7 protein-coding genes are annotated in these 8,748 nt (G+C 54.2%); 4 read left to right on the top strand and 3 right to left on the bottom strand.

Translation table 11 applies throughout. The annotated features are described in order from the left end of the window. Positions 1-170 precede the first annotated feature (170 nt). The 3 genes from ABY734_RS15145 (at position 171) to ABY734_RS15155 (ending at position 4,038) form a co-directional block, all read left to right on the top strand. Positions 171-2,228, top strand: coding sequence for a galactose oxidase-like domain-containing protein (locus ABY734_RS15145; protein ID WP_372780161.1), 2,058 nt, complete (start codon positions 171-173; stop codon positions 2,226-2,228). Beyond that, positions 2,228-3,139, top strand: a complete 912-nt coding sequence (locus ABY734_RS15150) for a hypothetical protein (RefSeq protein ID WP_372780162.1) — start codon at positions 2,228-2,230, stop codon at positions 3,137-3,139. The genes ABY734_RS15145 and ABY734_RS15150 overlap by 1 nt, the downstream gene beginning before the upstream one ends. Positions 3,140-3,702: 563 nt before the next feature. After that, on the top strand, positions 3,703-4,038 hold the full coding sequence (locus ABY734_RS15155; RefSeq protein ID WP_372780163.1) for a fibronectin type III-like domain-contianing protein: 336 nt from the start codon (positions 3,703-3,705) through the stop codon (positions 4,036-4,038). Positions 4,039-4,220: 182 nt separating this feature from the next. Here the strand turns inward: ABY734_RS15155 and ABY734_RS15160 are convergent, their stop codons facing one another. From ABY734_RS15160 to ABY734_RS15170, 3 genes are all read right to left on the bottom strand, one after another. Further along, positions 4,221-6,821 carry a TonB-dependent receptor gene (locus ABY734_RS15160; protein ID WP_372780164.1) on the bottom strand — a complete coding sequence of 867 codons (2,601 nt, stop codon included), beginning with the start codon at positions 6,819-6,821 and terminating at the stop codon, positions 4,221-4,223. A 170-nt stretch (positions 6,822-6,991) separates the two neighbouring features. Then, the gene (locus ABY734_RS15165) at positions 6,992-7,255 is read right to left on the bottom strand and encodes a hypothetical protein (RefSeq protein ID WP_372780165.1); all 264 of its coding nucleotides are present in this window, start codon (positions 7,253-7,255) and stop codon (positions 6,992-6,994) included. Between the two features lie 114 nt (positions 7,256-7,369). After that, the gene (locus ABY734_RS15170) at positions 7,370-8,014 is read right to left on the bottom strand and encodes a TetR/AcrR family transcriptional regulator (RefSeq protein WP_372780166.1); all 645 of its coding nucleotides are present in this window, start codon (positions 8,012-8,014) and stop codon (positions 7,370-7,372) included. A gap of 159 nt (positions 8,015-8,173) precedes the next feature. Between ABY734_RS15170 and ABY734_RS15175 the strand changes: the two genes are divergently transcribed. Beyond that, positions 8,174-8,748 (top strand): sulfotransferase (locus ABY734_RS15175; RefSeq protein ID WP_372780167.1); only part of this gene is annotated, 575 nt, incomplete at its 3' end.

Raw genomic sequence — 8,748 nt, forward strand, 5'->3', positions numbered from 1 at the left:
CAGGAGCAGTCTAAACCATAATAAGGCATAACATCACTCAGAGGGGATAATGTATGTACAGGTCAACTCCAGTTGCCATATCATTGATATTGTCGGGTTTTATTCAAAGCGGAATCGCTCAGACCACCAGCTCGCCTATAAACCGCCCGTCTTGTGACGACCAGGCATGCTTGAGCCAGGGTAAGTTTTCACATCCCTTCGAAGAACCAACCATCTCAGGTACTTATCCCGATACGGGGTCTCTAGACAACCCGCTGAAAGAATCGCCGGAAGATAAATGTAAAGAAAATGAAAATGGTCAGCTGGTTTGCAAGCCGGCTGCGGGCAGCATCGCGCTTCTGGGCGACGGCCGTCTGCTCTACTTCAATGCGTTGGAAGGCACTGAAAATGTTGAATACAGCATTTTCTTTGAAGCGGGACATGCCATTATTAACGATCAGACCCGGGTATTGAGCCTTGGTAAAGACAAAGCAACCTGGCTCGAACCCTCACCGGTGGATGGCGGTGCTAACGAGGACGGCTATGACTCGACCACGCTTCTTGATGGTGGCCTGCTGGATACCACCAACGACGATGATTACAGTGACGGCGCCCTGTTCTGCGCCGATGTGGTCAGCCTGCCCAATGGTGAGATTATGGCGGTGGGTGGAACCGATTATTACGCCGAACCTGGCGTTACAGACCCCATACCTCTCGGTGTCAGTGAGCTTGAAGGGCTTCGCAACGCCCGTATTTTCAATCCTGACAACAATACCTGGCGTAAAACCGATGACATGACCTACGGTCGCTGGTATCCCACAGCGATTTCCCTCGCAGAGGGTAACGTCTTTGTCGCCAGTGGTGTCACCAAGCTGATCAAACCACTATACCCAGAAGACCCCGAATCATCGGGTCGCAATGTCACGCAAACTGAAACCTATTTCACAAACTGCAGCAACTGGGCGGAAAATGGTCCCAGCGCTGAACGCTCCTTACCTCTCTATCCCCGCTTGCATTTATTGCCCAATGGGCAGGTCTACTACAATGGCGCCGGCCAAGCCTTTAACCCCTTCGGTCAGGCTTATGATCAGGCGCTGTGGAATATAGTTGCCGCCTACGACCCGGTCACCAAAAGCTGGTCCGATCTGGGCTATGCGGGTCTACCTCTGCGGTTGAATGAGGTGGGCATGGAAACGCTGGTCAGCGGACTCAACCCCACCAATGATGAAGCTGCAGCAGACCTGCAGGCCGCTCTCGAAGGGGCTTTGGGTACGCTGATTGAGGACCCCGCGTCACTGGTTGCTCCGTTCCTCGATACCGACCCCCTAAATGCTACCAGCCTGGTTCTGGGTTCAGGGTTCCGCGGGTCGACCTTTTCACTGATGATGCCTCTGCGTCCTAATGCTAACGGACAATACAATCAGGCCAGTTTTCTGACGGCGGGTGGTGTTCTCGGTGCAGCCGTCTTGACTAGCCCCGGCGGTCATGTTGGTACCGCACTGGCTCGCATCGACACAGTCGACATTAGTGACGATGGGAGCATGCGATACAGTTCCAAAATTACCGGTGAACTGAGCCAGGGACGCTGGTATGGAACAGGTGTCCTTTTGCCCAATGGACAGGCGATGGTATTTTCTGGCGCCGACCGCGATGAAGTTCAGTTCCCTGGAGGAGCGACTCCGATTCTGCAAACCGAGTTATACGACCCAGAGACCGGAACGTGGACTACGATGGCTACTCAAAACAAGCCTCGTACCTACCACAATACCGCCCTCTTGTTGCCAGATGGCAGTGTGCTGGTCGGCGGTCACGCACCCATCAATACCGCCTACGCCTATAGCGTCACGATCCCGGGCTTCTCTCCGAACGATGGACGCGATCCCTCATTCGAGATTTATTATCCGCCCTATATGTACCTGCCCCGTCCGGTTATCACAAATGCACCGGCCACGGCCGCCCATGGCGAGAATATCAAAATTACCGTGCCCAGTGATGCAGCGGATATCGAATCCATCATGCTCGTCAGACGTACGGATTTGACGCATCTTGTCGACGCGGACCAGCGTAGCGTTCAGCTTGAAATGCTCAGCAATAGCGCTGGTCGGATTACCGCACGTATACCTGCGAATGCCGCTGTTGTTCCACCGGGAGACTACATGCTGTTTGTCAACGCTCGCGGTGAGCAGGGTCTGGTTCCATCAGAATCGATGCCGATGCGTATCACCGGTGCGCATGCGGCCTGTTACTGATGAGGAACGTTTCTCGCCTGAAAGCTTGCCTGTTGCTGTGTGCCGTATGCCTGGCAGCAGGCCAAGCCTGGGCGCATGGTAGCGAAGCCGAAAACTGGCGGGTGGTTGCCAACCCACCCCCTTCAGAAAGCCTGACGGTTCAAATCCACAACAGCCCACTTGGTAAACAAATTGTTGTTGCCAATAAGGGAAAAGATACCTTGATTGTTACAGCCCCAGAAGGCCGGCCGTTTTTACGGATCGGTCCTGAGGGCGTTTTAGCTGATTTCGCCGCGGCCGCCTGGTATAGCACCCAAAACCCGGGAAAACGGGCCACTCCCCCGCAGGCACAGAATCCGGATGCTCCTGCGCAATGGAAGCCCGTCAGCGATCAGCCGCACTGGGTCTGGTTTGACCCGCGTCTCTCCCCAAGCGAGGAAGACCAACACATTAGTCAAAAACAGTGGCATATTCCCGCCAGACTGGGAGATAAGGACATAGCACTTACCGGGCGTTTTATGAGTATGAAGCCTCCGGCCACACTGTGGCAGCCGCGCATCAATCGGGACGCTCTTCCCGCGGGCATTCAGGCCCGGATCATCCCGGATCCAAAACCCGCCATCATGCTCGAATACAAAGGCCGCGGAAAGCTGTTTGTTCTCGATGGCAACAAGCAGCCACTGTTTCAATTGTCCGACCTGGGCGTTTTCGTTAACACGGATAGTCAGGACTGGAAGACGTTGGGGCGGGCACCGCAACAACCAGAAACACCCTGGATTAAAATCTCGACGACAGCCCGCTACAGCTGGCCAGATCCGAGACTTAAAAACACGTCGAACACCACACAACAGGAATGGATCATTCCCATCGTAGTGAATGGCCGGGAATTATCTATCCGCGGAATCTGGGTCCCCATAGAAACAGAGCGTTAATCGCCTGCTGAGTTGAATCTCGCTCCGGCAAATTAAGCCGCAACTCGATGGGCCCTAGTTGCGGCGTACTACTTTGCCAGTTAGCTCAATGTTTTTGCCAAGAATGTCGATGGCTATCGGACGGTAGTCAACCGGCGGCAGCTCGCGATCAAGCGCAAGAACACAGAGGAAGATTTGCCCTACGTATACCAGTCACGACCTCCAACTAGGCCCGATCCAATAATATTCCACGCGCTCAGCGAAGCCGGGCTTGCCGCCCCATAGCAGGGATATTGCCGAAGCCAGCACGGACACCATCCAGAAAAAAGTCATATTGAGCGATGGCACCGCTCAATGAAGAATCATGAACTGCTGAGCCGTGATTTCTTCCCGATAGCACGGGAAACGCAACTCCAGACTGAGACCTTACAGCCTTGGCGGAATATTATTGATCAGAGTAGAGGTATTTGTACGCCCACCCAAGGGGGTGAAAGTACTGAAAAATATATCGTCATTGCCTTCGATATTTTCTATTTGCCATACCAACCAACAACAAAGATTACCTCTACTTTACTCCGTACACGATGGAAATTGATTATGGCTACTACCACGGTTATACGTTATTTGATAAGAAAAACATCCCGGTAGACTACCCTTTCGGATTTGGCCTGAGCTACACCAGCTTTACGCCGTCCTCGGTTCGCTCAATAAAAAACGCCGTCAAGATCGCCGACGGAGACCCACTGAAAGTCGAACTCACCGTGGACAATACGGGCGCTTACAGCGGTACTGAAGTCATCCAGCTTTATATCGGCTTTCCGGAATCGCCCGTTGATCGTCGTGAAAAACTACTACGTGGATTTAGGAAGATTTTCCTACAACCCGGCGAGAGAAAAGCTGTCTCTTTTACAGTGCCGTAGGAAGAACTCGCCAGGTATTCGCCCGAAAGCCGACAGTGGATCATCCATCCCATGCGCTATGATGTTTTCGTCGGCAAGTCATCGGCTCGAAAAGATCTACGGTGAACGACTATTAGTTTGTATTAATATGACCGCGCTCCGAGCTTCAGACTCGGTTGAACGCAGACATAAAAAAGCTCTCATCAGAAAGCCCAGGTCACATCTACCCCGTAAACTCGTGGATTCCCGTACCCTTGGTTAAAGGTGCCTATCGAATCAGTCACCGCAACGGTACTATTGATATAGCGTTCGTCAAGAATGTTGGTGCCGTAAGCCGTTATCCGCCAGTCGCCCGCATTGTTCTGCCAGGTCAGACGCAGGTCCACCAGCACATACTCATCAGCCCCGGATCGGTCATCGTCTTCTCGATAAACCTCTGCTGACGTGGCATCCAAACCGAAAAACACATCGCCTTTGTAGCTGATATCGAGCCGCGGGGTAATCACACCGATTGGCGAGGGAAAACTCATCTGCAGCCCCAGCGAAGCGCTTTCTTCCGGGGATGCAGGAAAAGGTTCGCCACTGCGATCCACCGGCACCGCCGTATTGCGCAAGGCCAGCTCTTTCAGGTTGGTGTCTTCGAACTCACTGTAGAAGTAATTGTTGTTGCTGTAGTTGAGGGACACCACAGCGCCCCGGAACGGCAGCCAGCTCAGTTCCATCTCCGAACCGCGAATAGTCGCCTCACCCGCGTTGGTAAATACAACAATCAGATTTCCCGCGCTATCCTGCGACACCGTTACCAGTTGGATATTTTCGTAGCCCATATTGTAGGTGGCTATATTCAATCGCATGCGGCGATCAAGTAGGTCCATCTTGAGCCCAAGCTCCAGGTTAGTGACCTCTTCCGGTTCAATCCGCGCCAGACCGTCAACACCGCGCGGCTCGGAAAAGCCGGATTTAAAACCGTCGCTGTAGGTAAAGTAAGACGTGAGTGCATCAAAGGGCGTACCGCCAAGCTGATACTCGTCGAACACATAACTCAGGGACAGCATCGGAGTGACCTGACTAAAGCGCTCATCGGCCTCGAAGAAACTCGGGTTATCCGTATCCATTTTGTAATCGACGATGCCATCGCCATCTCGATCACGAAAAACATCCGTCGCGATCCCCACGGGATTTTCCAGCCAGGACCCGGCGAAAGAAAACAGCCCATCGGTCTGGCCGCCAGCGAGTGGCCCCAGCGGGCCCGGCGGGGTCAATGGCGTAAAGCGCGGATCGGCCGCCTGCAGGCGGGCGGCCAGATCCTGCAAATCTGTTCCGATAACTTTCAGACCCGACTTGCGGATCTCTTCGGTGTAACGCACACCCAGTGTCAGCTGCAGGGATTCCGTCAAATCATAAGAAGCCTGCACAAAGGCCGCATAGGTGGCATTGTCTAGCTCAAAATCGGACTGCAACAGCGGATCACCGGTAAGCGCTCCCACCACCGGTGTTGTGCCCAACGGGGAATTGGGACGAGTCGGATCTTGCCCTGAAGCCAGCTGAAGCAGACTGCTGTTATCGATACCGATCAGGTTGGTGAGGAGGGTAAAGGTTTCGGTATTTCGTTCGGCTGCCGCAAAAAGCCCCGTGGTAAAATTCAGTCGATTGTTCAAAGCTGAACCATTGAGTTGCAGTTCTAAACTGTAGGATCGCCGAATACTGTCCTCGTTGTTGTAGGCTTCGGAGTACTCCGCCGGGCCACCGTCGTTGTCCGCAGTCTGAACCGGCCCTTCCACTGCGCGCCGCACACCTAGAATAGCTTTGAGTGTGTAGTTTTCCGTAAAATCCCAGGTAGTCGTAGAACCGAACAGCACGGATTCAAAGTTCTGCTCCAGCATGGGGTTCGGCCCCTTGTTGGCCGTCAGGTCACCCTGGCGCTCACGGCTGTTGGACTCACAGTTTTCCCGGTAGGCGCGTCCCTGAGAGGCATCCGTATCACCCGCCCACAGAAGCGCCAAACCATCGACAAACAAGGCCTCATCGCGCACGATATTGCAGTTAGTATTGGTCAATTTGCCACTGGAGCTGCCGATAAACAGCAGATTTTCCTGAGTGAGGGTTTCACTGGCATCCCAGCGCGTCTGAAACAGAGCGGACAAGCCCTCTTCGGAATTACTGCGCGAATCGTCGCCAACGTCTTTCATATAGCCTTCGTTGTAGATGCCGTTGAAAGCTACACGAGTATAAAAGGTATCCGTTAGAGGGAAGTTAAAGCCAGCGCGCAGTTTCCGGGTGTCGTAGCTGCCAATACCGCCCTCCACGTAGCCTTCAAATTCTTCATGGGGTTTGGCCAGCGTAAGCACCAATGCGCCGCCAGTGGTGTTCTTGCCAAACAGGGTGCCCTGCGGGCCACGCAGCACCTGCAGACTCTCTACATCAACCGTATCCAGCAACTGACCATCAGCCCGGGGCAGAAACAGACCATCGAGATATACGCCTACAGTGGGGTCGACCCGCACAAAACCCGTTCGCTCACCAATCCCCCGAATATAAATCTGGTTTCCCTGGCCCTTGTTGATCTGCAGGGACGGCACGCTCTTGGACAGATCCGCTACATTATCGATGCCCGCTTCGCGCAGATCATCGCCACTGAGCGCGGTAACCGCCAGCGGGGTTTCCTGAATGTTTTCTTCCCGTTTCCGGGCCGTAACCACCACCTCTTCGATGATGTTACGTGCGGCACGCCCTTCGGCGGGCTGCGCAGACGACCAAACCGATGCCAGCATGAGCACTGGAAGCGCCAGGTAAACGCGGTGCATAAAATCCCCTTTTGATCAGGCTCTGGGCCTGTTATCACTATTATTCTCAGTCTGAGGGGGATTTTGCACGGCACTCAGCAGAATACAAAGGATTGCCGGCGGAATGGAGAAAATTTAATCGCGTGAGTGCGCCTTAGTGTTGCTGATTATACTGACTGTCGAAAAGCGCCTTATTTCAGTGCGTCTTCTTCACTGACCACAGGCCGACTTTCGCGTGTACCGCGCATAGGATCAGATTTGGGCGGGCGATTGCCGTCGTCGTGACAGAGAATCACGTAATCCTCGTGCACCTCCACCAGCACACCGACGAAGGGCATATCACCGAGGCTACCGTCGACGCGGTAGCTGACCACGTCACCGGGCTTGAAGGTGGCTTCATCGAAGTTAAATGAGAAGGGGCACTGCTCCTCTCCCGGTTGCACCATGTCTTTCATTGGAAAATCCTGAATTCTGTTAAGTCACTTCGCTGGCCCGGCAGGCAGCGTCGCCGACAATATCAATAGAAACTACCAACTAAGCAACACTGCAGTTCATTAACTAAATTGGGGCTATCGCTCGGGCAAGAGGTAACGCAGCAATAGCACCAGCAGTTCTTCATGAAAGGTAGCCTCGCCAAGCGCTTCCGGCCGCTCCCGCAAAGCCGCAGTTAACGCCCCCTCAAGAGTGTGCCGGGCCAGAAAGGCCTGGGTTTCCCGGTCACCCGGCCGCAATTGCCCGGCATGCTGTGCCAGAAACTGGTTAAACCAGTCCGCCCAGGAAGGGTTAGATTCGGCCTGGGTACGCTGATTGACCCGCTCGCGCACATCCAGCGCCTGATGGTACTGCTGATAGAAGTCCGGGTTCATGCGGTAGAGCTGATAAAGGAAATCCGCTTCCATGGCGATAATGGCCCGCAAGGTGCCCTCGAAGGATTCCGAGGACAGCTTCCATATGCGCCGGAATTCGGCGCTCGCCTGATCTGCCAGCTCGGCCAGCTGGTTTTCGTAGACTTCGGCCAGCACCGCTTCTTTGTTCGGGAAATACTGGTAAACCGAGGCGATATTCACGCCGGCCACGTCGGCGATTCGCTGGGTGGTCAGGCGCTCGGCCCCCTCCTGATCCAGAATCTGCAAACAGGCCTCGCGTATGGCACGGACCAGCTCAGCAGAGCGGCTCTGCTTGGGGCGCTTGCGCGGGCGCGGCAGTTCAGTCACTGGCGTTCGCTCGGCCGAAAAATGTAAGCCTTTCCATCACCAAAAAATAAATCCTTTATATTCATAGCGTTAGATATACGCAATCGATCAGAAACCGCAGTTGTCAGCCTCCGGCAAGCACTCTAGATTGTAGCGAACGCTTCAACACTAAGGTAAACCATGTACTTCGACTTTGACTATTACTGGCGCGTTACCCGCTACGTCTGGGGGCTAAAGCAATGGCCCAAACGCCGCCAGCTGCTGTTCCGCTTGCTGGTTATCACCCCGCCCGTGACTATTTTCAACGCGTTGTGCTTTATGCTGGACTATCTGCTGTTTCCGCGTCTGTGGGCTCAAAAGATCAAAACCCCGGTATTTATCGTCGGCCATGCCCGCAGTGGCACGACCCTGATGCACCGCCTGATGTCCGCCGACGGCGATCGCTTTAGCTACTTTCTCTACTGGGAGACCTTCTTTCCCTCCCTGCTGCAGAAAAAAACCATTCGCCTGCTGGGCAAACTCGACGCCCTTTTTGGCAGCCCGCTACTGAAAAAACTCCAGGCTTGGGACGAAAAAACCTTTGGCCCCTTCCGCCACATGCACGATATGAGCCTGTGGAACTCCGAAGAAGACCAGTTCGCCATGCGCGCCGCCTTCGTCACCCAACAGTGGGCCACCGACCTGCCGGTGATGGACGTCATTGATCTGTTTCATGTTGACCAGATGCCAGCCAAACGCAAACGCTGGCTGCACCA

The sequence above is a fragment of the Litorivivens sp. genome (assembly GCF_041624475.1).
In the GTDB taxonomy this organism is placed as follows: domain Bacteria; phylum Pseudomonadota; class Gammaproteobacteria; order Pseudomonadales; family Spongiibacteraceae; genus Litorivivens.

Bases quoted from the DNA above. Each gene is read 5' to 3' on its own strand.
- ABY734_RS15150 (WP_372780162.1), top strand. From the start codon at position 2,228: ATGAGGAACGTTTCTCGCCTGAAAGCTTGCCTGTTGCTGTGTGCCGTA.
- ABY734_RS15155 (WP_372780163.1), top strand. From the start codon at position 3,703: ATGGAAATTGATTATGGCTACTACCACGGTTATACGTTATTTGATAAG.
- ABY734_RS15160 (WP_372780164.1), bottom strand. From the start codon at position 6,821: ATGCACCGCGTTTACCTGGCGCTTCCAGTGCTCATGCTGGCATCGGTT.
- ABY734_RS15165 (WP_372780165.1), bottom strand. From the start codon at position 7,255: ATGAAAGACATGGTGCAACCGGGAGAGGAGCAGTGCCCCTTCTCATTT.